The sequence below is a fragment of the Roseateles sp. SL47 genome (assembly GCF_026625885.1).
Lineage (GTDB): Bacteria > Pseudomonadota > Gammaproteobacteria > Burkholderiales > Burkholderiaceae_C > Roseateles.
Genome location: NZ_CP113068.1, coordinates 5,318,151 through 5,338,236, shown reverse-complemented (window position 1 = coordinate 5,338,236; position 20,086 = coordinate 5,318,151). Strand labels below are relative to the sequence as shown.

At 66.2% G+C, this 20,086-nt stretch carries 16 protein-coding genes; 4 read left to right on the top strand and 12 right to left on the bottom strand.

Annotation, left to right across the window (positions count from 1 at the left end):
- Positions 1–156: 156 nt before the first annotated feature.
- Positions 157–1,035 carry a flagellin gene (locus OU995_RS23185; RefSeq protein WP_267832506.1) on the top strand — a complete coding sequence of 293 codons (879 nt, stop codon included), beginning with the start codon at positions 157–159 and terminating at the stop codon, positions 1,033–1,035.
- A gap of 109 nt (positions 1,036–1,144) precedes the next feature.
- On the top strand, positions 1,145–2,158 hold the full coding sequence (locus tag OU995_RS23180) for a hypothetical protein (RefSeq protein WP_267832505.1): 1,014 nt from the start codon (positions 1,145–1,147) through the stop codon (positions 2,156–2,158).
- A 36-nt stretch (positions 2,159–2,194) separates the two neighbouring features.
- Here the strand turns inward: OU995_RS23180 and OU995_RS23175 are convergent, their stop codons facing one another.
- From OU995_RS23175 to OU995_RS23140, 8 genes are all read right to left on the bottom strand, one after another.
- Positions 2,195–2,965, bottom strand: coding sequence for an ABC transporter ATP-binding protein (locus OU995_RS23175; protein WP_267832503.1), 771 nt, complete (start codon positions 2,963–2,965; stop codon positions 2,195–2,197).
- Positions 2,965–4,086 (bottom strand): M14 family metallopeptidase, encoded by a 1,122-nt coding sequence (locus OU995_RS23170; protein WP_267832501.1) that lies wholly within the window; start codon positions 4,084–4,086, stop codon positions 2,965–2,967. The genes OU995_RS23175 and OU995_RS23170 overlap by 1 nt, the downstream gene beginning before the upstream one ends.
- 11 nt (positions 4,087–4,097) lie before the next feature.
- Positions 4,098–4,784, bottom strand: coding sequence for an ABC transporter permease (locus OU995_RS23165; RefSeq protein WP_267832499.1), 687 nt, complete (start codon positions 4,782–4,784; stop codon positions 4,098–4,100).
- 144 nt (positions 4,785–4,928) lie between these two features.
- Positions 4,929–5,621, bottom strand: coding sequence for an ABC transporter permease (locus OU995_RS23160; protein ID WP_267832497.1), 693 nt, complete (start codon positions 5,619–5,621; stop codon positions 4,929–4,931).
- A 75-nt stretch (positions 5,622–5,696) separates the two neighbouring features.
- Positions 5,697–6,491 (bottom strand): ABC transporter substrate-binding protein, encoded by a 795-nt coding sequence (locus tag OU995_RS23155; RefSeq protein ID WP_267832496.1) that lies wholly within the window; start codon positions 6,489–6,491, stop codon positions 5,697–5,699.
- Positions 6,492–6,559: 68 nt separating this feature from the next.
- A complete protein-coding gene (locus OU995_RS23150) occupies positions 6,560–7,534 on the bottom strand; it encodes an alpha/beta fold hydrolase (RefSeq protein ID WP_267832495.1) in 975 nt (324 codons plus the stop codon).
- A 74-nt stretch (positions 7,535–7,608) separates the two neighbouring features.
- Positions 7,609–8,385, bottom strand: coding sequence for a sulfurtransferase (locus OU995_RS23145; protein ID WP_267832494.1), 777 nt, complete (start codon positions 8,383–8,385; stop codon positions 7,609–7,611).
- Positions 8,386–8,548: 163 nt separating this feature from the next.
- On the bottom strand, positions 8,549–9,739 hold the full coding sequence (locus OU995_RS23140; RefSeq protein ID WP_267832493.1) for a peptidylprolyl isomerase: 1,191 nt from the start codon (positions 9,737–9,739) through the stop codon (positions 8,549–8,551).
- 165 nt (positions 9,740–9,904) lie between these two features.
- Between OU995_RS23140 and dnaE the strand changes: the two genes are divergently transcribed.
- Complete coding sequence (gene dnaE / locus OU995_RS23135; protein ID WP_267832492.1) at positions 9,905–13,462, top strand: DNA polymerase III subunit alpha; 3,558 nt, start codon at positions 9,905–9,907, stop codon at positions 13,460–13,462.
- Between the two features lie 75 nt (positions 13,463–13,537).
- Positions 13,538–14,833 (top strand): patatin-like phospholipase family protein, encoded by a 1,296-nt coding sequence (locus tag OU995_RS23130; protein ID WP_267832491.1) that lies wholly within the window; start codon positions 13,538–13,540, stop codon positions 14,831–14,833.
- 51 nt (positions 14,834–14,884) lie between these two features.
- Here the strand turns inward: OU995_RS23130 and OU995_RS23125 are convergent, their stop codons facing one another.
- The 4 genes from OU995_RS23125 to msbA all read right to left on the bottom strand — a co-directional run bounded on the left by OU995_RS23125 (position 14,885) and on the right by msbA (position 19,998).
- Positions 14,885–16,255 (bottom strand): ATP-binding protein, encoded by a 1,371-nt coding sequence (locus OU995_RS23125; RefSeq protein WP_267832490.1) that lies wholly within the window; start codon positions 16,253–16,255, stop codon positions 14,885–14,887.
- Positions 16,252–17,178 carry a response regulator transcription factor gene (locus OU995_RS23120; protein WP_324288671.1) on the bottom strand — a complete coding sequence of 309 codons (927 nt, stop codon included), beginning with the start codon at positions 17,176–17,178 and terminating at the stop codon, positions 16,252–16,254. The genes OU995_RS23125 and OU995_RS23120 overlap by 4 nt, the downstream gene beginning before the upstream one ends.
- Entirely contained in the window at positions 17,175–18,134 is a 960-nt protein-coding gene (locus OU995_RS23115) for an intradiol ring-cleavage dioxygenase (protein WP_267832489.1), read from the bottom strand. Before OU995_RS23115 ends, OU995_RS23120 begins: the two co-directional genes overlap by 4 nt.
- 88 nt (positions 18,135–18,222) lie before the next feature.
- Entirely contained in the window at positions 18,223–19,998 is a 1,776-nt protein-coding gene (gene msbA, locus OU995_RS23110; RefSeq protein ID WP_267832488.1) for a lipid A export permease/ATP-binding protein MsbA, read from the bottom strand.
- Positions 19,999–20,086 lie beyond the last annotated feature (88 nt).

Below are 20,086 nucleotides of genomic sequence, written 5' to 3'. Positions count from 1 at the left end.
CTACGGATCGGTAGACGTCTTCACCGGCCAACCCGCTCCAAAAAAAGTTCCCCTCCCCATTTAAGTCCCCGCTCCCCCCAGTCGTCCTAAGCAGGTGAGGGCAGTTCAAAGCCCCTCACCAAACAAGCGCAAGACCACTCTTTAGGAGCGAACATCATGTTGAGCCTGCACACCAATGCCGCGGCCCTGTCGACCCAGAACTCGCTGAGCTCGACGCAAAAGAGCCTCTCCACCTCCATGACCCGCCTGGGTACCGGCTATCGCGTCAACTCCGCGATGGACGACGCCGCCGGCCTGCAGATCGCCACCCGCCTGGACTCCCAGACTCGCGGCATGGCCGTCGCCCAGCGCAACACCCAAAACGGCATCTCGATGCTGCAAACCGGTGAAGGCGCCCTGAATGAAGTGAGCAACATCCTGCTGCGCATGAAGGACCTGGCCACCGAAGCCTTCTCGGCTTCGTCCACCGCCACCGACAAGACCGCGATGCAGAACGAGTACGACGCCCTCGGCACCGAACTCACCAACATCGTCAAGAACACCAGCTTTGGCGGTACCCAGCTGTTCTCCAACGGCACCACCATCGACGGCTCCAACGGCAAGATGAGCGCCGCCATGAGCTTCCAGATCGGCGCCTCCTCCGGTGAAACCATGTCGGTGGACGTCAGCACCCAACTGACCGCCCTGGCCACTGCCCTGGGTGCCGTCTCGTCGCAGTACAACGCCGCTCCTGCCGCCGGTACCGAGCTGTCGGCCACCGCCAACACGCTGCTGACCACGCTGGGCACCGCCATCGACAAGGTCGGTGAACTGCGCGCGTCCTTCGGCGCTGCCGCCAACCGTCTGGACCATGTCTACAACAACCTGCAGAACATGAGCACCAACACCACGGCTGCCAAGGGCCGCATCATGGACACCGACTTCGCCGCCGAGTCGTCCACGATGACCACCAAGCAGATGCTGTTGCAGTCCGGCACCGCCATGCTCAAGCAGAGCAACAGCATGTCCGGCCTGGTGATGTCGCTGCTGGGCTGATCCCCGCTCTCACACCCCCCTCGGCGGTGCCTCCCGCACCGCATTCTCAGCAGCCGGGTGTTCGCCCGGCTGTTTTTTTTCGCCTGCAAGCGCGCGGAGGTATGGCGCCATGGCTGCTGGATCGACTTCTCCCGTCTCGCCGGTCTCGGCCACGGTGCGTGTCGCACCGGCCGGTCGCGAGCCCCAAGGCCTTCAGGCGGGTGATCTGCTGCGGCTCAAGCCCGGGAGCGCCAGTGCCAGTGGCTGGACGCTGGAGTCGCTCGATGGCGCGCAGGTCCTGTCCCTCATCCAGCCGCCACTGGAAGATCTCGTCCCCGGTGATGAGCTGCTGATGCGTGTGGTGAGCGTGTGGCCTCGCCTCGCCCTGGAAGTGGTGGAACGGCGTGGCGCGGGCGCGGGCGCTGGCCCCCAGTCCTCCAATACAACCCATGCCGCCAGCCCCGACACAGACTTCCCCGAGCCCTTGGACGACACCCGCCCACGATGGCAACGTGGCGGCGCCGGGTCCAGCCCATCAGCGGATCCGTGGCAGGCCGGTGGTGGGTCCAGGCTGAATCGCGCAGACAGTGGATGGTCGCAACTCAGTGCCCTGCGCGCCGATCTCGCCGGCTGGCGTCGCCAGATGCTGGCCGATCCGGGCATGCCGACGCGTTCGCTGAGCACCGCTCAATTGATTCAGGGATGGGCGGAAGCGTTGGCGCAGGGGCGGCCCCCGATCGGTCCGGGGGGCGAGCCGTTCTGGCTGCTCCCTCAACCGTATTGGCTGCGCCATGAACGCGACGCCGACAGGCCTCATCGGCACCCCGAGCCCGGCGATGACGAGGAGCACGAGCCCGCCTTGAGCCTGCTCTTTAAATGGAAAGACGCTGCCGTCGGCCTACAACTGCAAGGCGCGCGCCACGCCTTGCACCTGACATTGCTGGCCGAATCGGAGCAGGTGCTCACGGCCTTGCGCAGCGAACTGCCCGCATTGGTCGCGGCACTGGTGCGCGCTGGTGTACGGTTGCAGCGCCTCGGATGGCGGCAGCAAGCCTTGTGGGTGCCGGTGGACCCGTTCCCCGACCTGCGGGCGGACCCCGGTTTGCTCAGCGCTGCGGCGGAATTGATGCTGGCGCTGCGCTGACTTGGGCCGGGTGGGCGACCAGCAACGCACCACCGCCTACTTCAACCCGCCACTCAAGAACGCCTTCAAGCGCTCACTCTGCGGCGACGTCAGCACCTCGCGCGGATGCCCCTGTTCTTCCACGCGCCCCTGATGCAGGAACATCGTGTGGGTCGACACCTCGCGCGCAAAACCCATCTCATGGGTGACCACGATCATGGTGCGGCCTTCGGCGGCCAGGTCGCGCATCACCTTCAGCACTTCACCGACCAGTTCCGGGTCCAGTGCCGACGTGGGTTCGTCAAACAGCATCACCTCCGGCTCCACCGCCAGCGCTCGGGCGATGGCCACCCGCTGCTGCTCGCCGCCGGACAACTGGGCCGGATAGACATCCTTGCGATGGGCCACGCCCACCCGCGCCAGCAAGGCCTCTGCCTTTTCAATCGCCTGGGCGCGCGGCTGCTTCAGCACATGCACCGGCGCTTCAATGACGTTTTCCAGCACGGTGCGATGCGCCCAGAGGTTGAAGTTCTGGAACACCATTGCCAGCCGGGCGCGCCAGCGCTGCAACTGCGCGGCATCGGCCGCACGCAGGCTGCCATCGCGGTCCCGCACCAGTTTCAGCGCTTCGTCGCCCAGGCGCAGCGTGCCTTCATAGGGCTGTTCCAGCAGGTTCAGGCAGCGCAGGAAGGTGCTCTTGCCGGAGCCGCTGGATCCGATAAGAGTGATCACATCGCCGGGCTTGGCGGACAGCGAGACGCCCTTGAGCACCTCCCGCTCCCCGTAGCGCTTGTGCAGGTCGACAACACTGAGACTGGCGGTGGACATCAACGGGCTCCCAACAATTTGCCGGTGCGCAGCGCTTCGCGACCAGCGACTTTCGCGACCTTGGCGCCGGCCGTCACCAGGCGCAGCGTGTCGCGAGCAAACAGCAGCCCGTCCACCGGGCTCTTCAGTTCCGTCACCGTGGCGGTGATGGGGTCAATGACATGGGCCAGCACGTCCCCGTCCTTCACCGTCTCGCCCACCTCCCGGAGGAAGGTGAGCACACCCGGCACCGGCGTCTGGATCGGCATGCAACCCGCCAGCGGCCTTGAATCCCCCACCGGGGCGGGCGCCGGTGTCACCGGGCCGTCAATCACACCCCGGAAGGTGAGGAAGTCCAGGATGGCGCGGGCGTCCTTGCCGGCCAGGTCATGGTGCACATCCTGCTGGCCCCGCAGTTCCACGGTCACCGACAGGCAGGCCTGCGGAATCGGGAATCGGTCGCCGAAGTGATGTTTCCATTTCCACCAGGGCTGCGAGCAGGCTTCGTCAAACGGTTGGTCCCCGGAGTCCATGGCCAAGAGCGTCACGGCGGACCCGAGATAGGCAGCCAGCGGCTCGCACTCCGGCCAGCACGGTGTTTCTGTGTAGAGATGCATCAGGGCCTGGGCATCGCAGTGCAGGTCCAGCACCACGTCGGCATCACAGGCCAGCAGCATCAGTGTCTTGCGCAGCGCCTGCAATTCGGTGCTGGCCGGGGACGACTCGATTTCCGACCGCAGCACGCGCCGCAGCACCGCCACGTTGTGGGCGGCATCGGCACCCAGTTCGGGCTCGGCCTTCTGCGCGGCGGTTTCGATGAAGGCGGGATAGTGCCGGTTGAAGTTCTCCCCCGACAGCGACTCAAACCGCCCCAGGTGCGATTGCAGCCACCATTGAGATAGACCGATGGGATTGGCCATCGGCACCAGCACGATCTCGCCCTGGATGCGGCCGGCCGCATCCAGCGCATCCAGGCGCTGGCGCAGATGCCAGGCGGTGAGCATGCCGGGCAATTCATCGGCATGCAGTGAGGCCTGGATGTAGACCTTGGGGCCGTGGCCGGGCCGGCCGTAATGCAGGGACACGAGTTCCCGTCGGGTGCCCGGCGATGGGCTGGGCAGAAGGTGTTGTTGGACTTGCATGTCGTGGGATTTCAGCGAGGCATCAACGGCTTGAGCCAGCGAGCCTCCGCCTTGTGGAACAGCCCCACCAGCACCAGCGTGAAACTGAAGTAGAACAGGGCCGCTGTGATGAAGGCCTCGAAGGGAATGTAGTAGGTGGAGTTGATCTCGCGCGCAGCGCCGGTGAGATCCATGATGGTGACCACGCTGGCCAATGACGTGCCGTGCAGCATGAAGATCACTTCGTTGCTGTAGGCCGGCAGCGAACGCCGCAGGGCCGAGGGCAGCACAATGCGGCGCAGCATCACCCAGCGGGTCATGCCCAGCGCCTTGGCCGCTTCGATTTCTCCATAAGGCAATGCGCGGATGGAGCCGGCAATGATTTCGGTGGTGTAGGCGCAGGTGTTCAGTACAAAGGTCAGGCAGGCGCAGAACCAGGCGGAGCTGAACAGCGGCCACAGGGCGCTCTGCTGCATCCATTCGAACTGGCCCAGCCCGTAGTAAATCAGGAAGAGCTGCACCAGCATCGGGGTGCCGCGGAAGATGTAGGTGTAGACCCAGATCGGGCGGGAGACCCACGGCATCGGCAGCGTGCGCAGCACGGCCAGCGGAATGGCCAGCGCCAGCCCGATGAGCAGTGAGATGCCCAGCAGTTCGGCAGTGGCCAGCGCTCCCTCCAGATACCGAGGGAAGTTCTCAAGAATGGCGTCCAGATTCATGGGCGGCGGGTCAGAGGGCGGCGTTTGACGGAACTGCCACCCGGAAAGGGCAACAGAGGAAGCAACAGGCGGGGCCACCCATGGAGCGGCCCACCGGCGTATCAGTGCGGCAGGGCTGCGATTCCATCGGCAGTCACCAGCGTGTCATAGCGACTGGCGCCGCACGCCGATGGACAGCCGCTTGTTCAGATGGCTGAACAGCAGTTCGGAGAGGGTGGTGAAGGCCAGATAGATGAGCGCCACCGCGCTGTAGAACACAAACGGCTCGCGGGTGCTGCCCGCCGCCTGCATGCCACGGGTCATCAGATCATGCAGGCCGATCACCGAGACGATGGCGGTGCTCTTGATCAGCACCAGCCAGTTGTTGGAAAGCCCCGGCAACGCATGCCGGAACATCTGGGGGAACGTAATGCGCCAGGCCACCTGGCGTGGCGACATCCCATACGCCAGCCCCGCCTCCCGCTGCCCGGGGGGCACCGCCAGGAAGGCGCCCCGGAAGGCTTCCGTCAGATAGGCGCCGAAGATGAAACCGATGGTCAGCACCCCGGCCACAAACGGGTTGATGTCGATGTAGTCCTCATGGCCCAGCGACAGCGCCAGGGTGTTCACCAAGACCTGGCCGCCGAAGAAGATCAGCAGCATCAGCAGCAGGTCCGGCACGCCGCGAATCAGCGTGGTGTAAACCGTGGCCAGCCACTGGGCAGGGCGCCAGCGCGACAGTTTGGCCAGGGCGCCGATCAGGCCCAGCAGCATGGCCAGCGCCATGGAACTCAAGGCCACGGCCAGGGTCAGCAAGGAGCCTTCAAGCAGGCTGGGCAGATACCCATGCAGATTCATCAACGTCTTTCCATCCAGACCCGCCCCTCAGGCCTGAGCCGGCAATGGGCCGGCCCAGGCGCTGCCGGGGAGGGGTTACTTCACCGAGATGTCGTACTTGAAGTACTTGTCGTTCAGTTTTTTGAATTCACCGCTGGTCTTCAGGGCGGCAATGCCGTCATTGAACTTTTTGGCCAGGGTCTTTTCGTCCTGCTTGCGCAGGCCCACCCCGACCCCAACGCCAAAGTACTTCGGATCGTTGTATTCCGGGCCGACCATTTCATACCCCTTGCCGGCCGGCGTCTGGATGAAGCCCATGTCCGTGGCCACCATGTCGGCCAGCGTCAGGTCCACACGGCCGGACTTCAGGTCCAGGAAGGCCTGGTCTTGTGTGGCGTAGCGAACAATGTCGCTCTGCTTGAACGTGGCATCCACAAACTTCTCATGGATGGTGGCGCGCTGCACACCGATCTTCTTGCCCTTCAGGCCGGCGGGGGAGAAGTCGAACTTGGCGCCAGCCTTGGCCGCGAAGCGGGCGGGCACGCTGTAGTAGGGGTTGGAGAAGGCGATGACCTTCTTGCGTTCGTCCGTGATGGACATGGAAGCAATGATGGCATCCACCTTGCGGGACTGCAGGGCCGGAATCAGGCCGTCGAAGTCCTGCTGCACCAGGGTGCATTCGGCCTTGATCTGGGCGCACAGGGCATAGGCCAGGTCGATCTCGAAGCCCTTGAGCTTGCCGTCCGCGCCCACTTCAGAGAAGGGAGGGTAGGCGCCTTCCACACCGATGCGGATCTTCTTCCATTCGGGAGCCTGGGCCTGGGCGCCGGCGGTGGCCAGCACGGCAGCCGCCACCAGGGCAGCGCGGGCAATCAGAAAGCGACGTTGCATGAAGTTTCCTTTGTGGGGGATTCAGAAAGGCCGATGTTGCAATGCGGCATGACGCGCAACCATCAGGGTTATAGCGAGTGCAAAAACGCCTGGACCGGGCGCACGGTGGACAAGGGGTCCTCCTCCTGGGGGACATGACCCAGCGAAGGGAAGAGTTCCAGGCGGCTGCGAGGGATCTGCTGCTGGAAGATCCGCCCCGCTTCCGGCGGGATGAGCCGGTCCTGGCCGCCCCACAGAATCAGGGTTGGCGCCTGGATGCGGGGCAGCAAATCCGCAAAACGGCCGGGGGTGCGCTGGGCCAGTCGCTGCGCCAGGGCTTCGCGGTTGCCCTCGCGCAAGGTCAGCTCGAAATAGCGGTCCACGAGGGCGGCACTGACTTTGGAAGGGTCCCCATACACCGCCTTGATGCTGCGTTCCACCAACGGTCGCGGCAGAAAATTGCGGGCCAACGCGCGCAGCACGGCCGATTGCGGCACACGGAAACCGGCCGGCACCGACGCACTGGCCACCGCCAGATTGCCGGCATCCACCAGCACCAGGGCGGCCACCTGCTCCGGATGGCGTGCAGCGTATCCCCAGGCAATTCCCCCTCCCAGCGAATTGCCGCCCAGCACCACCCGCTGGAGCTTGAGGTGCGCCAGGAAGGCCTTCAGAAAGCGGTCGTAGGCTTCGTCGCTGTAATCCCCCACCACCGAGGGGCCGGTGAGGCCGAATCCAGGCAGGTCCAGCGTGATGACCCGACGTTCGGTCTTTAATTCGGACACCCAGCCGGCCCAGGTGTGCAGGCTGGCGGCGGTGCCGTGCAGCAGCACGATCGGCGCCGCATCGTCACGGGGCCCTTCGTCGCGCAGATGTACCAACTGGATCTGGCCGCCGGCCATCGGTAGTTCGATGAAGTCGGAAGGCGCTTCCGCCCAACGGCTGAGCAGGCTTTCCAGCGGACGGTCCGGCGCATGGAAGGCCATGGCCAGCAGGGCCGTGGCCAGCACCAGAAAGCCCAGCAGCTTCATCAGCCGGGCCAGGAGGGTGGGGCGTTCGCTCATGCCGCTGTGGAGGGCCACTGGGGATGCTGCTCAGAATGCCGATGCCGCTGGTCGTCACCGTGGTACGGCGCGGCTCAGTGACGATCCAGCGCTTCGTTGTGGGGCGAGGGCGCCAGACCGGGGTCCACCGCACGGCGCTCGTCAAAGACAAAGCAGTCGCCGTGATAGTGGTCCCCGCCCACTTCCTCGAAATACTTCAGGATGCCGCCTTCGAGCTGATAGACCGGGCCCCCCAGGTTCTGTTGAGCCAGGTAGAGCGCCGCCTTTTCACAGCGGATGCCACCCGTGCAGTAGCTCACCACCGTTTTGCCTTCCAGTTCCGCGCGGTGCGTCTTCACCGCTTCGGGGAATTCGCTGAACTTGGTGATGCGCCAGTCGATGGCCTTGTTAAAGGCGCCCACATCCACTTCGAAGCCATTGCGGGTGTCCAGCGTGACCACCGGGCGACCGTTGTCGTCATGGCCCTGGTCCAGCCAGCGCTTGAGTGTGGCCGCCGGCAGCGCAGGGGCGCGGGGGCTGCGGTCCGGCCGGATGGTCGGATGATTCATGCGGATGATCTCCGGCTTCACCTTCACCAGCAGCTTGCGGAAGGGCACTTCGGTGCTCCAGCTTTCCTTGGGGGCCAGCGTGGCGAAGCGTGGGTCGGCGCGCAGGGCCTCCACCCAGGCGTTGACGTCGGCCGCCGGGCCCGCCAGAAAGAGGTTGATGCCTTCCTCGGCAATCAGCACGGTGCCCTTGAGGCCCAACTGAGCCGCGTGCTCGTGCAGGCGCTCGCGCAGCGCGTGAGGGTCGTCGATGCCGACGAACAGGTAGCAGGAGATGTTGAGAATGGACGAGCCGGATGGGTTCACGTCGGCAAACCGGGCACAAGGCCCGTGGATACGGTGCAGGACGGGCGATTGTAGGTGGTGGACCGGGCCACTCGCTGTCAGCAGTTCAGGCATGCGCGTCAGTGGAGGCCGATCCCGGTCAAGGTTCGTTGACCGGCCTACCCTCTGTATGCGGACCAGCTCGTCAACGCCGGCTCTCTGGCGACACGATCTTCTCCAGCTTCACATCGGTCGGCTTGTTCCGGACGGGGGCCGCTGCCGAGCAGATCTCGGTGTGCTCCGGGCTGTGCACAAACCAGCCCCCACGGTGGCGGCGCGCATGGAGCAGCGCCTGCCAGGTGGGGGTGTCGGTGCGCAGCACCTGCAGCTGTGGGCGCTGGTCCGCCGGCAGGGCGGAGGCCAGCGTGATGCGGGTGATGGTCTGGCGCTGCTCGGGCTTGTCATAAAACCCCAGGCGGCCGGTGCCGCGCGGCAGCGAGGACAGATCTTCCATGCCCCGCAGGACACGGCCCACCACGGTGATGTTGAGGTCCAGCCCGCGGGGGGCATGGCCGATCACCACATACAACTCGGCCCCGGTGCTGGAGTCCACATCGTTGCCTCGGCCGGCGCCGACGGTGGCATAACAGTGGGCCATCCAGGCACGTCCGGTCTTCGGGTCGGCGGCCACCGGAAAGCCGTCCACATGGCCGGCCTGGGGCGCCCAGCCGTCCACATCCGGCAGGACGTTCAGGGGCAGGCCCTTGAGCGGGACGTCGAATTCGGCAGGCAGGTGGGGGGCGGCGCCGGTTGGGAAAGGCCGGGCCTTGCCCTTGGTGCCGGTGTCCTCATCATCCGCATCCGGGTCGCCCCATTGGGTGACGTAGTTGTCCTGCACCCGCAGGATGGCCAGTCCGTCCCAGTAGCCGCCGCGGGCCAGGGCGCGGATGTTGTCCACATGGCGGGGCGCGAAACGCGGTGCCAGCTCGATATAGGCCTCGCCCTGGGGCAGGGTCATGATCAGCAGGCTGTCCGGGTCCACCTCGCGCCAGGCGGTGGCGGGGGCGGTGGCGATGATGTCGGCGCTGGTGGGCTGGGGCTGGGTAGCGGCACTCGCGGCGGGCACCGGTGCATGGGCCGGGGCGGCCTTGGCGGCCTTGACGGGATCGTGCGGCTTGCTTGGGTTGGCGGCCGGCTCGCTGGTGCTGGTGCTGGTGCTTGCGCCAGGGCTCGCGCTGGCGCCCCCATGAGCGCCCCCCGCTGGATTCGCGCCATCGGCCGCCTGGGCCGATATCCCCAACACCGGCACGGTCAGCGCCAGTGCGGTGACTGCGGTCCACAACGGGCTCCAGGTGGATTTCGGGGCAGAGATCGGCACGGCGGGCAGGTCGGACATCTTCCAGGCACTCCTGTGGGGGCGGCAGCTTTGCGCACCGAGCACTTCAGCCCACGGGGCCTGCGGCGATTCGGTGCATGAACGATCGGATGACTGGCAGCATAGCGCCCGAGAGGGGGGTGACTGACGCCCGGAGGAGCGTCGCGCCTCCCTACAATCCCGGATATGGCTTTTGTTCACCTCCGCATTCACACCGAGTTTTCCGTGGTCGACGGCACCCTGCGCGTCGACGACGCCGCCAAGGCAGCCGCCAAGGACGGGCAGGTCGCCCTGGGCCTGACGGATCTGGCCAACATGTTCGGGGGGGTGAAGTTCTACAACGCCTGCCGGAAAAAGGGTGTCAAGCCCATCCTGGGCGCGGAGGTCTGGCTGGAGCCGGACAGCCATGACAAGCCGCCCAGCCGGGTGCTGCTGCTGGTGCAGAACTTCCAGGGCTATCTCAACCTGAGCGAGCTGCTGTCCCGCGCCTGGATCCAGAACGTGCAGCGCAACCAGGCCCTGCTGAAACTGGAATGGATGCAGGAGCTGCATGAAGGCCTGATCTGCCTGGGCGGCATGCAGTTCGGCCCGGTGGGGCAGGCGCTGATCGCCGGGGACGCGACCAAGGCCCTGGAATGGGCCCGGCGCCTGGCCGCCATCTACCCCCACCGCTTTTATCTGGAGCTGCAGCGCGCCGGTCTGCCGGGCCAGGAGGCCCTGGTGCGTCAACTGGTGCCGCTGGCGGCGCAGGCCGGGCTGCCGGTGGTGGCCACCCATCCCATCCAGTTCCTGGAAGAGGACGATTTCGAGGCGCACGAGGCCCGCGTCTGCGTGGCCGAGGGCGAAACCCTGGCCAACCCTAAGCGAATCAAGCGTTTTCTGCCCAGCCAGCACTTCAAGACGCAAGCGCAGATGGAGGCCCTGTTTGCCGACATCCCGAGCGCCATCACCAACACCGTCGAGATTGCGCGCCGCTGCAGCCTGACGCTGGTGCTGGGCAAGCCACAGCTGCCCAACTTCCCGACGCCCATCCGCGCCGACGGCACGCCCATGCCGATGGAGCAGTATTTCCGCCAGCTCTCCCACGAGGGCCTGGAAGACCGCCTGCAGCTGCTCTATCCGGACCCGGCCAAACGCGAGGAGGTGCGGCCCCGGTATGTGGAACGGCTGGAGTTCGAGCTGGACACCATCATCAAGATGGGCTTTCCCGGCTACTTCCTCATCGTGGGTGACTTCATCCGCTGGGCGAAGAACAACGGCTGCCCGGTGGGCCCGGGCCGGGGCTCTGGTGCTGGCTCGCTGGTGGCCTATGTGCTGCTGATCACCGACCTGGACCCGCTGCAGTACAACCTGCTGTTTGAACGTTTCCTGAACCCGGAGCGGGTGTCGATGCCTGACTTCGACATCGACTTCTGCCAGGGCAACCGGGACCGGGTGATCGAATATGTGAAGGACAAATACGGCCGTCCGGCGGTGAGCCAGATTGCCACCTTCGGCACCATGGCCGCCAAGGGCGCGCTGCGCGACATCGGCCGGGTGCTGGGCATGGGGTTTGGCCATGTCGACTCGATTGCCAAGCTGGTTCCGGCCCCTCCCGGCAAGACGGTGACGCTGGCCAAGCTGCCGCCCGATTTCGATCCGGACAAGGCCAAGATGGTCTATGCGCGGCATGAGTCGCCCGAGATTGAAGAACGCGAAAAGCAGGACGAGGAAGTGGCCGGCCTGCTGGAGATGGCGGCGCGGGTGGAGGGCACGGTGCGCTCCATCGGCATGCACGCCGGGGGCGTGCTGATTGCACCGGGCAAGATCACCGACTTCTGCCCGCAGTATCAGCAGCCCGGCTCCACCTCGGCGGTGAGCCAGTACGACAAGGACGACGTTGAAGCCATCGGCCTGGTGAAGTTCGACTTTCTGGGCCTGGCCACGCTGACCATCCTGGAGCTGGCCAAGAACTTCATCGTCTCGCAGTACCCGGAACACGCGAACTTCGCCTTCGAGACGATTCCATTGGACGACAAGAGGACCTACAAGCTCTTCTCCGATGGCCTGACCGAATCGGTGTTCCAGTTTGAATCCAGCGGCATGCAGCGCATGCTCAAGGACGCCAAGCCATCGCGCCTGGAAGACCTGATCGCCCTGAACGCCTTGTACCGACCGGGCCCGATGGACCTGATCCCCAGCTTCGTGGCTCGCAAGCACGGCAAGGAACCGGTGGAATATCCGCATCCGCTGGTGGAGCCGGTGCTGTCGGAGACCTACGGCATCATGGTCTACCAGGAACAGGTGATGCAGACGGCCCAGGTGCTGGGCGGCTACTCGCTGGGCGGCGCCGACATGCTGCGCCGGGCCATGGGCAAGAAGAAGGCCGAGGAAATGGCCATGCACCGCGAGCTGTTCCGCAAGGGCGCCGCGGGCAAGGGCATCGATCAGGACAAGGCCGACGAGGTCTTTGACTTGATGGAGAAGTTTGCGGGCTACGGCTTCAACAAGTCGCACGCGGCCGCTTACTCGCTGCTGGCCTATCACACCGGCTGGCTGAAGGTGCATTTCACGGCGGAGTTCTTCGCCGCGAACATGACCATCGAATCGGACGACACCGACAAGCTCAAGGTCCTGATGAAGGATGCGAAGCTGTTCGGCATCGAGTTCGAGCCGCCCAACATCAACCTGGGCGTCGGCCGTTTCGAGCCGATGCCGCCGGCTGCGGGCAGCGAGTCGGCCGCCGACGGCAAGCGCGGGGGCACGCCCCGCTCACGCAAGATCAACTACAGCCTGGGCGCCGTGAAAGGCACGGGCGCGGGCGCCATCGAGGCCATCGTGCGGGCCCGCACCGAGGGCGGCCCGTTCAAGAGCTTCTTCGATTTCTGCGCCCGTGTGGACCGCAAGGCGGTCAACAAGCGGGTGGTGGAAGCGCTGATCAAGGCGGGTGCCTTCGACGCGCTGGAGCCGGATCGCGCACGGCTGCTGGCCAGTGTCTCGCTGGGCTATACCTATGCCGACAACCTGGCCCAGAACGCCAATCAGGGCGGGTTGTTCGACTTCGATGACACCCATGGCAGCTCCACCGCCGAGCCGGAGCTGGTGGACGTGCCCGGTTGGGGCATCAAGGAGCGGCTGAGCCTGGAGAAGACAGCCATCGGCTTCTATCTCTCCGGCCACCTGTTCGACCAGTGCGAGGCAGAGATCCGCAAGATGGTCCGCCGTCGCATCGTGGATCTGCAGGACAGCCGTGAACCGGTGGTGGTGGCGGGCATCGTCAGCGACATGCGTGTCATCAACGGTCAGCGTGGCCGGGTGGGCATCTTCAAGCTGGATGACAAGACCGACGCCATCGAGGCCGTGGCCAATGAAGAGCTGCTCAACACCAACAAGGAGCTGCTGGCTGAAGACGAGCTGGTGATTGCGGTGGGCAAGGTGCAGAACGACCGCTTCTCCGGCGGCCTGCGCATGAACATCCAGCAGGTCTACAGCGTGCCGGCGGCGCGGGCCAAGTTCGGCCGTTTCCTGCGTACGGCGCCCAACCTGCCGGCGGCCACCGTGCTGGAGCTGATCCGCACCTGGCCGGCCAAGCGGGTGGAAACCGACCAGGGCACCCTCAGCCAGGGGCTGGAGTTGCGCATCCCCATCCGGCGGGACGGAGCCACGGCGGAGCTTGGCCTGGGCGGTGCCGGCAAGTTCTGGCCCAGTGACGAGGCGCTGCAGAAGCTGGCGCCCGCAGAGATCGTGTACGACGCGGGCGGTTGATGGGCTGTCGATCCCCCATTTGACGGATCAGTGCCAGCGATCCAGGTGAGTTGTCGGGAGTAAGCTTGATTCACCATGGACGCCCCGACCAAGACCGGCCTGATCCTCACGGGAGGCGGGGCGCGTGCGGCCTATCAGGTGGGGGTGCTGGCGGCCATCGCCCAATTGCGGCGTGATGCCTGCGCCACCGAGGGCAGCCCTTTCCAGGTGATTGCCGGCACCTCCGCCGGCGCCATCAATGCCGCGACGCTGGCCTGTCAGGCGGATGATTTCTGCTCGGCCGTGGACGGCTTGATGTACATCTGGCAGAACATCCATGTGGACCAGGTGTACGCGGCCGATTCGCTGGGGGTCATCCGCAGCGGGGCCCGCTGGCTGACGATGATGAGCCTGGGTTGGGCGCTGGCCCGCTGGCGCCGCACCCGGCCCCGCAGCCTGCTGGACAACACGCCTCTGCGCGGCCTGCTGACCCGCTGGATCCAGCTGGACCGACTGGACCAGATGCTGGCCCAGGGCCATCTCGATGCGCTGGCCGTCACCGGCTCCAGCTACACCTCCGGCCATCACGTCACGTTTTATCAAGCCCAGCAGGTGCGGGCCCCGTGGGTGCGCAGCCAGCGCCTGGCAGTGCAGACCCGCCGGCTGACCATCGAGCACCTCATCGCTTCCTCCGCCATTCCCTTCATCTTTCCGGCGGAGCCCTTGGACCTGCATGGGCAGATGGAATGGTTCGGGGACGGTTCCATGCGGCAGACGGCCCCCATTTCACCGGCCGTTCATCTGGGCGCGCAGAAGGTGCTGATCATTGGTGCGGGGCGGATGCATGAGGCCGGAGGCGAAGGCCAGCAGAGCCCGATGCCGGCCGGGCACCCCAGCCTGGCGCAGATCGCCGGCCATGCGCTGTCCAACATCTTCCTGGACGCACTGGCGGTGGACATCGAGCGCATGCAGCGCATCAACAAGACCTTGTCGCTGCTGCCGGAGGAGTCCCTGCGCAACACGCCGCTGCGGCCGCTGGAAGCGCTGGTGATCGCACCCAGCCGCCCGCTGGACAGCCTGGCCGCCGAGCATGTGGGCCACCTGCCGCCGCCGATCCGGGCGCTGCTGCGCAGTGTGGGGGTGTCCGGCGAGGGAGCCACGGCGAGTGGCTCGGCGCTGCTGAGCTATCTGCTGTTCGAGCCTGCCTACACCACCGAGCTGATCACGCTGGGCATGGCCGATACGCTGGCGCTGCGCAGCGACATCCAGCGCTTTTTCGGCTGGCCGGCGCAGGCGCCGCCGATCGATCCGGCCTCCATGCGCAAGCGCGCAGGGGGATTTGCGGTGCAGATGCCACCGAATCCGCCCGGGCCGCCGCGACTGGTCGCCTGAGGCGCTGCCGGCCTTGATCGGGGTGGCGGGCGGAATGAGGGGAAATGGGGGCTACGGCAGGCGCAGTTCCGCCATCAGACCGCCCGACGGGCGATTGGTCAGCGACAGCTCGCCACCCTGGCGCTGGGTGAGTTCCCGCGCAATGTAGAGGCCCAGCCCCACGCCGCCGGTGTGCCGGTTGCGGGAATCTTCCAGCCGGTAGAAGGGCTCGAACACGGCCTCGATCTTGTCGGGGGGAATGCCGGGGCCTTTGTCGCAGACATGCACCCACGCACCACGGCCATCCCGGCCCACATGCACATCCGCCTGGCCGCCATAACGCAGGGCATTGCCGATCAGGTTGCCCAACACCCGGCGCAAGGCCATCGGCTGGCCGCGCGCCACCACGGCCTCACCCTTCATCTCAAAGCTGACCGCCTGACCCTGTTCGGCCAGGTCATCCACCATCGACTGGGCCAGGGCGCCCAGATCCAGGTCCTGCATGTCTTCCACGGCGCCCGGGCTGTCGCCCCGGAACAGCTCCATCACCGCATCGACCAGGGCATTCATCTCATGGATGTCCTCCACCGAGCGCACCCGCTGCTGTTCCTCGATGTCCAGGGTTTCCAGCCGCATGCGCAGCCGGGTCAGCGGGGTGCGGAGGTCGTGGGAAATGGCAGCCACCATCAGGCCCCGCTCGTTGAACTGACGCCGCAACTGGCGAGCCATGGCGTTGAAGACCTGTGCCGTCTCGCGCACTTCCAGCGTGCCCCGATGCTCATCCAGCAGCGGCAGCCGGTCCTGCTTGTGCAGCGACTGGCCCAGCGCCCGGGAGGCCTGCACCAGTTCGCGCATCGGCTTGGCCAGCCAGCGAGACGCCAGCCAGGCCGCCAGTGCGGTGACCAGCAGGCGGATGCCGTAGTCCAGCATCAGCGCCTTGTTGCTCAGGCCACGGAACGGGCCGCGGTCACGCAGACGGTCCCGGTCACGGTCCATGAAACCGGGGCCGCGTTCCATGAAGTCCGGGCCGGTCCCGGGGATGGGCACGTCCTGGAAGTCCTGGTTGCGAAACTCGGGCGGGCCGCCGCCGTCGCGCATCGGGCCGTTCTGGCCCGGGCGGCTTGACGGCCCCTGGGCACCGCTGGTGTCATTTTGCCCCTGCGGGCCGTTGCTGTCGTTCAGCCCGCGAAGGCCGTTGCCGCCCATCGGGCCTTGCGGGCCCGGTCCCCCGATCTGCGCCATGGGCGGCAGCGTGGGGGCCACCGGCACATGGGTGAGCGGCATGTTCCAACCTTCCATCCACTGCACCGCCATGATGGCCAGCAGTTGGGCCGCCACCAGCGTGATCCACAACAGCAGAAAGATGCGGCGGGCCAAGGTGTCGCCCAGGATGCGGCCCATCCAGTGGCGCAGGCCGTTGCGGGCGGCGGCGGGCTCGGTCAAGACTGCACCTGGGCGTCGAACAGATAACCCTCGCCCCGCATGGTGCGGATCAGTCGCGGGTCTTTCGGCGAATCCCCCAGCTTCTGGCGCAGGCGAGAAATGGTGAGGTCCACGCTGCGGTCGTTCACTTCGACCCCGGGCGCCCGGGTGAGTTCGATCAACTGCTCGCGGGACAGCACCCGGCCGGGGCGTTCCACCAGCGCGGTCAGCATGCGGTATTCCGCGCTGGACAGCGGCACCACCACTTGTTGCGGAGAGATCAACTGACGCAGCAGGCGGTCGAAGCTCCAGCCTTCAAAGCGGAATTCACGGCGGGTCTGCGCTTCGTTTTCGCCCCGCTTGGCGCGGCGGCGGATGGCATGGATGCGGGCCACCAGCTCACGCGGCTCGAAGGGCTTGGCCAGATAGTCGTCCGCGCCCATCTCCAGCCCCAGGACGCGGCTGATCGGGTCGCCGTGGGCGGTGAGCATGATCACCGGCACGCTGGGGTGATGCTGCTGGATCCACTGGCACAGGCTCAGGCCGTTTTCATCCGGCAGCATCAGGTCCAGCACCACCACGTCAAACACCTGCGCGGCCATCAGGCGGCGCATGTCGCGGCCATCGGCGGCGGCACTCACCGTCACGCCAAACTTCTGCAAATAGTCCTGCAGCGAAGTACGGATCTCCGCATCGTCATCGACCACCAGGCATCGGGTCATTCGGTCCTCCACGAGAGGCACCGGGCGCGAGACCGGTGCATCCTGGGACGATACACGAGCCGCAGGTAGCGCGGGAGGGGGCGCCGCCGTGGCACCGGCAGTGTTGCCGAATGCGGTGGGGGAGGTCATGGTGGCCTTGGGGGTGGCGGAGCCACCGGACTTGTCATCATCAGTCGGCCAGGCCGGGGGCCAGGCGGAGGGGAACGGAGGCGGTTGCGTCACGCGGAAATTCCTACGGTGAGCGTGGCTGCGTAGCCGGCCGAGGTACTGCCGGTGACGGTGGACAGCTGGGTGCTGTAGCCATCGCTGAAGATGCCATCGGTGGCGAAGGACATCTGATTGAAATTGGTCAGGCTGCTGCTGTAGCTGCTGAGCGAATAGACGGTGGAGCAGACATCCGTCGGGAAAGCGATCTGCGAGGTCTTGACCTTGTTGGCATAAGAGGTGGCCGCGCTGGCGCTGGGATAGACCTCGAAATGCATGTGCGGCATGCGGCCCGAGTAGCAGCCCGGGAAGATGGTGGTGAAGGTGACAGTGCCGTCGCTGCCGGTTACCTGCACGCCGCGCAGGTAGTTCTCCGACGTGACGCCGCTGCTGTACATCGAATAGCGGCCCAGGCGGTCGCAATGCCAGAGATAGATGGCATAACCGGACAGGTCCGCGCAGCTGTTGGCGGCATTCACCAGGGTCAGGGTGACGGTCAGTGCCACGCCATCCGCAGTCCCGGTGGCGCTGCCGATGCTGGAGCGGATGTCGCTGCGCACGATGCCGGACAGGGCCAGCGCGTTCACCACGCCGCTGCTGTTGCTGTTGGAGCCGTCGCCGGGGTAGGGGCCCTGGGTTTCTTCAGGGATGACGCTGCAGCTGGTGGTGCCGCTGGACGTGGAACCGCTGCTGGAGCTGCCGGACCCGCTGGAACTGGAAGAACCGCTGCTGGAGGTGCTGGTGCTGTCCGAGTCCCCACCACCGCAGCCGATCAGCGGCAGCGCACCCAGACCCGCCACGCCCGCCAGCAGGCCAAGCGCGCGGCGGCGCTGTTGCTGCTGGCTCAGGACCACCAGGTCATGGGCCAGCCCGAGATGATGGTCGTGGCCGTCGTCGTGAGGGCCCTCAGACCCCGACGCAGCCAGACGGGTGGCGTCGGCATGGATCCCGGTGCGGAAGGCGTGTCGGCTCATGGGCATGAGGTACTCCGTCGAATGGAAACCTCATTGGACCGACGGTGAATGTCGGGGACTTAGCAAGTTTGTGTCAGCGCTGCTACGTTCAGTGCTGCACCTGCACCATCCCGGCATAAGTACCGCCAGCGGCCACCAGATCGTCGTGGTTGCCGCGTTCGATCACCTGACCGTCGCTCATCACCTGGATGATGTCGGCACGGCGGATGGTCGAGAGGCGGTGGGCGATGACGATCAGCGTCTTGCGGCCCTGCCACTGTTCCAGCGCCTGCTGCACCGCGCGTTCGCTTTCGGTGTCCAGGGCCGAGGTGGCTTCGTCGAAGATCCAGACCGGGGCGTCCTTGTAGAGCGCGCGGGCGATGGCCACCCGCTGGCGCTGGCCGCCGGACAGCTTGCTGCCGTTGGCGCCGATGTTGGTGTCCAAGCCTTCCGGCAGGGCCTGGACGAAGTCCCACAGCGCAGCGGCACGCAGCACCTGCTCCAGCTTGGTGTCGTCGCGGGGCTGGGCGTAGGCGATGTTGTCGGCCACCGATGCATCAAACAGCACGATGTCCTGCGACACGACCGCGAATTGACGGCGCAGATTGGCCTTGGTCAGTTCATGGATGGGCACGCCGTCCAGCAGAATCTGGCCGCTGTCCGGAGGTTCAAAACCCAGCAGCAGACTGACCACCGTGCTCTTGCCTGCGCCCGAGCTGCCGACCAGGGCGGTGGTTTGTCCAGCAGGGATGTGAAGGTTGAGTTGGCTCAGGGCATCGCGGTTGGCGCCGGGATAACGCAGCGTGACCTGCTGCAGCTGGATGTCTCCACGGACCTGGCTCAGTTCACGCGTCCCGGTATCCCGCTCGGCGGGCAGGTCCAGCATGCCCATGCAGCCTCGGGCAATGACCAGGGCGTTGGTGATGGGCTGCATCACATCGCTGAGGTGGCGCAGGCGCGAGCTCATCAGCAGCAGCGCGGTCACAAAGCCGGCGAACTCCCCGACGCCGGTGCCGTTCTGGCGGGCCTGGACCAGGGCCAGGCTGACGATGATGGAAATGCCGATGCTGGCCATCAGCTGCGACAGCGGCTGTGCCAGCGCATTGGCGGCGGCGGTCTTGAGCGCGCTGCGCTGCACTTCCTTGGCCCGCTGGGCAAAGCGTTCGCGTTCGTGATCGGCCGCATCGAAGCTGCGCACCACACGCCAGGCACGTGTCACGTCTTCAATCACCGAAACCAGGCGCAACTGCGAGTCGTAGGCCCAGGAGCCCATGCGGCGCACCCGGCGGTTGACCTTGCGCACCACAAACGCCAGGCCCGGCACGGTGATCAGCGACAGCAGGGTCAGCTTCCAGTTCAGGAAGAACAGGTAGCCCATCAGCGAAAGCGCCGGCAGCCCATCCCGCAGGATGGTGACCAGCGAGCCGGCCACCAGCGTGACCACCTGCTGCGGATCACTCACCACCTTGCTGACGGCGGTGGCTGGCTGGAGGTTGGTGTAGACGCGGGCGTCGGCGCGCAGCAGCACTTGCAGCAGGGCGGCGCGGATGTCCATCACGGTGCGGGAGATGGTCCAGTTCAGCAGGTACTGGCCGCAGAAGCTGAACAGCCCACGCAGCGCGAACAGGCCGATCAGCGTGACGGGCACCATCCAGATGGGAAAGCTGTATTGGCTGGTGCCCACGGCGCCGGTCTTGGGATTGAAACCTTCCCCCAGCGCGAAATTGATCAGGTTGGGGATGAGCGGCTCGGTGGCGGCCACCAGCAGGTAGCAGAGCACCGTGAGGAAGAGCCCCAGGCGGTGCGGCTTCATGAAGCGCCACAGCCGGCTGGCGGTCGGGCCCAGCGGTTCAAGGGGTGTGGAGGCGGAAGGGGCAGCGCACATGAATACGAAGCGGCGAGCGTCCCAGGGGCACGCCCGCGAATAGGCGAAAAACGGATTGTGCCCGGAATCGGCGGCCGCTCGGCGGGGG

What these genes read in the sequence shown, in the direction of transcription:
- dnaE (WP_267832492.1), top strand. Translation starts at nt 9,905, where the DNA reads ATGGCTTTTGTTCACCTCCGCATTCACACCGAGTTTTCCGTGGTCGAC.
- OU995_RS23160 (WP_267832497.1), bottom strand. Translation starts at nt 5,621, where the DNA reads ATGAATCTGCATGGGTATCTGCCCAGCCTGCTTGAAGGCTCCTTGCTG.
- OU995_RS23180 (WP_267832505.1), top strand. Translation starts at nt 1,145, where the DNA reads ATGGCTGCTGGATCGACTTCTCCCGTCTCGCCGGTCTCGGCCACGGTG.
- OU995_RS23155 (WP_267832496.1), bottom strand. Translation starts at nt 6,491, where the DNA reads ATGCAACGTCGCTTTCTGATTGCCCGCGCTGCCCTGGTGGCGGCTGCC.
- OU995_RS23185 (WP_267832506.1), top strand. Translation starts at nt 157, where the DNA reads ATGTTGAGCCTGCACACCAATGCCGCGGCCCTGTCGACCCAGAACTCG.
- OU995_RS23115 (WP_267832489.1), bottom strand. Translation starts at nt 18,134, where the DNA reads ATGAGCCGACACGCCTTCCGCACCGGGATCCATGCCGACGCCACCCGT.
- OU995_RS23165 (WP_267832499.1), bottom strand. Translation starts at nt 4,784, where the DNA reads ATGAATCTGGACGCCATTCTTGAGAACTTCCCTCGGTATCTGGAGGGA.
- OU995_RS23150 (WP_267832495.1), bottom strand. Translation starts at nt 7,534, where the DNA reads ATGAGCGAACGCCCCACCCTCCTGGCCCGGCTGATGAAGCTGCTGGGC.
- OU995_RS23140 (WP_267832493.1), bottom strand. Translation starts at nt 9,739, where the DNA reads ATGTCCGACCTGCCCGCCGTGCCGATCTCTGCCCCGAAATCCACCTGG.
- OU995_RS23170 (WP_267832501.1), bottom strand. Translation starts at nt 4,086, where the DNA reads ATGCAAGTCCAACAACACCTTCTGCCCAGCCCATCGCCGGGCACCCGA.
- OU995_RS23130 (WP_267832491.1), top strand. Translation starts at nt 13,538, where the DNA reads ATGGACGCCCCGACCAAGACCGGCCTGATCCTCACGGGAGGCGGGGCG.
- msbA (WP_267832488.1), bottom strand. Translation starts at nt 19,998, where the DNA reads ATGTGCGCTGCCCCTTCCGCCTCCACACCCCTTGAACCGCTGGGCCCG.
- OU995_RS23175 (WP_267832503.1), bottom strand. Translation starts at nt 2,965, where the DNA reads ATGTCCACCGCCAGTCTCAGTGTTGTCGACCTGCACAAGCGCTACGGG.